This is a genomic window from Halobellus captivus (genome assembly GCF_003697845.1).
Taxonomy (GTDB): Archaea; Halobacteriota; Halobacteria; order Halobacteriales; family Haloferacaceae; genus Halorubrum; species Halorubrum glutamatedens.
Genome location: NZ_RDQE01000032.1, coordinates 1 through 2,579, shown reverse-complemented (window position 1 = coordinate 2,579; position 2,579 = coordinate 1). Strand labels below are relative to the sequence as shown.

Genomic DNA, 2,579 nt, shown 5'->3' with positions numbered 1-2,579 from the left:
TCGGTGTACACAGTCGTCGCCTCCTCATTCCTCTCGCAAAGAAGCCTCGATAAGCCGCTGCTGTCACGCGGTTTCTCTCTTAGCTAAAGACGGATGGGCAAGCAACTCCGTGATGTGCTCGACGATCTCGACCGGACGTACATCGATGTGGAAGTCGAAGTCGAGTTCAAGCGCGGGCCGTACAACGGGACGCGGTCGCTGGATACGAAGCGGTTCCGCGTCGTCGGCGTCCGCGACGAGGACGCCGACGACTACCATCTATACGTGACAAATCTGTCGCGAGAGGAGTTCTTTCCGGCGGATTTAGCGCAGATCTACCGGTGTCGGTGGGAAGTGGAGTTGCTGTTCCGTGAGTTGAAGACGCAGTACGACCTGGACGAGTTCGACACGAGCAACGAGCACGTGGTGAAGATCTTGCTGTACGCAGCGTTGCTGTCACTGCTTGTGAGCCGTGATCTGTTGGATCTGGTCACCGAGCAGGCGGATGATGAGCTCGTGTTTCCACCGGAACGCTGGGCGGCGACCTTCCGGTCGCACGCCCAGCTCATCCTCCACGAACTCGGTGAGCACCTCGGTTATTCGCCACCGCCGCTGTTGGAGCGGCTGATCGAGGACGCACAGAAGATCCACAAGCAACGACCGATCTTACAAGAGACGCTCGCTACCGCTACACAACCGAGGTGTGAGTCTTAACTAAAGACGAATGACTCGCTCGCCTTATCGACCGGAATCCACTGGAGGTCCTCGACAACGTGAATGAGTTGGCGGACTACGGGCTCCTAGAGTTCGAAGAGAACGGCAGCGCGAAGCGTCCCGTCGTGTGGTACGACGAGATCGACGCGGACCTCCCGCTCATATAGGCGTCGGGACGCGAGCGCAAGGCGAACACCTGAGCGCTGAGATACCGATGGCTGACGGTGTCTATCCAGAGAATCCCCGACCTGACGGATACTACCATGTAGATCGAGATGCCGACTGGTTCTACGTCGACGCCGAACTGACGTCAACGATCTCCCTTGGGCCTGCCACCGACGGGGAGCCAAGTGATGTCTGGTGTGACTGGTTCGTGTGTAACAACCATGTGGACTATTATCGAGAGATATTAGTTGGGTTATACAGCGGATTAGTTCTGTGAAATGAAGAGAATGTATAATGTGAAAACAAACGGCGTATCTACTATGAGCGGACAACGAGAGATAATATCGGTAGCTCTCACACCCCATATTCGATATGAAATCGAAGATTGACGTAATAGTAAGATGACTCTCACACACCGTCTTCGATATGAAATTGGTTCTTCCACAGCGAAAATTGCTCTAAATCTAATTTTTACGGTCTAATACGGCAGTATTTGTGTTTTGCTCGAGCATTTCATCTCGAAGAACCTGCTGCCATTCCTCACGGTGAAATCTCGTGGACGGGCTCGGACACAGTGTTTTTGTATTTCATTTCGATGACGGGGTGTGTGGATGGGGCCGATTTCCGGGTTGGATGGCTTCATATCGGCGGAGGGGTGCTCACTTCGAAGAAGATCTACTGCGGACAGGACTCTGAGGTGGGATTTCATTTCGAAGAAGGGGTGTCTGTCTTGCTGTCTGAGATTTCATATCGATGGCGGGGTCTTCACTTCGAAGTTGGTGTGTGATGATATGAAAGAGGCAGGAAATTCATTTCGACGGAGGGGTGTTCATATCGACAACACCCCCTTCATCTCGACTCTGACCCCTTCATTTCGACAAAGGTTATTAGCGGTTAGATCACAATGACCACTATGGAAGGCGACGAAACCGACTCGGGGCAGCCAGATACCGAGTCTGGTGGGTCACAAGAATCCGGATCATCTGTCGTGGATAGCATCCTCGATGGCGACGTACAGACTGTTTTTGAAAACAAGGACCTCGTTGACTCGAGTACGATTGTCGATCAGGATCGGATCTACGGCCGGGACGAGCAACTCGCTGCCGAAGCTCGGGCGTTTCGGGACACTCTCGATGGTGAGCGACCGCCGGATCTGCTTTTGTACGGTCCCAGCGGAACAGGCAAGACCCTGACGGTGAAAGCCGTCGCGAACAAAGTCAAAGAACGAGCTCAGGAGAGCGGTATTGAGTTCGACTTTGTGGCAGTCAATTTCAAAACGATGGAGTCCCATACGCTCGACCGCGCTGTGTGGAAGCTAGGCCACCAGACGGCACGGAAGGCGGGCGTGGTTTGGGATGTCCCTCGGTCGGGTGTCTCGACCGATATGAAATACACCCGGCTCTACGAGATCGTCGACGATCACTTCGACTCACTCGTGTTCATCCTCGACGAGATCGACGCGCTGACCGGCAGTACGGGCGCAGACGAACCGGCGTACTCTCGACTGCTCTATAGTTTGAGCCGAGTCATGTCGGAACAGCATGTTGATACGCAGCTGTCAACGGTGGTTGTCACTAACTACCCGAAGTTCCGCGAGAACCTTGACAGCCGAACTGACAGCTCCTACAATCGCTAGTTGTCCACTCTCTCGATAGCGGCGGCAGCAAGAGGCTGGTCTGACATGGTGAGAGCGCCGAAACGAGACGAAGGACACTTTTGGC

Annotated in this window: 3 pseudogenes; all 3 read left to right on the top strand. The window is 54.2% G+C overall.

Annotation, left to right across the window (positions count from 1 at the left end):
• Positions 1 to 96: 96 nt before the first annotated feature.
• A pseudogene (locus tag EAO78_RS17555) lies at positions 97 to 693 on the top strand (IS4-like element ISH8B family transposase); the annotation flags it as partial.
• Between the two features lie 14 nt (positions 694 to 707).
• Positions 708 to 860: pseudogene (locus EAO78_RS18820) on the top strand (HVO_A0114 family putative DNA-binding protein); the annotation flags it as partial.
• A 986-nt stretch (positions 861 to 1,846) separates the two neighbouring features.
• Positions 1,847 to 2,488 (top strand): annotated as a pseudogene (locus tag EAO78_RS17545) (Cdc6/Cdc18 family protein); the annotation flags it as partial.
• Between the last annotated feature and the right edge of the window lie 91 nt (positions 2,489 to 2,579).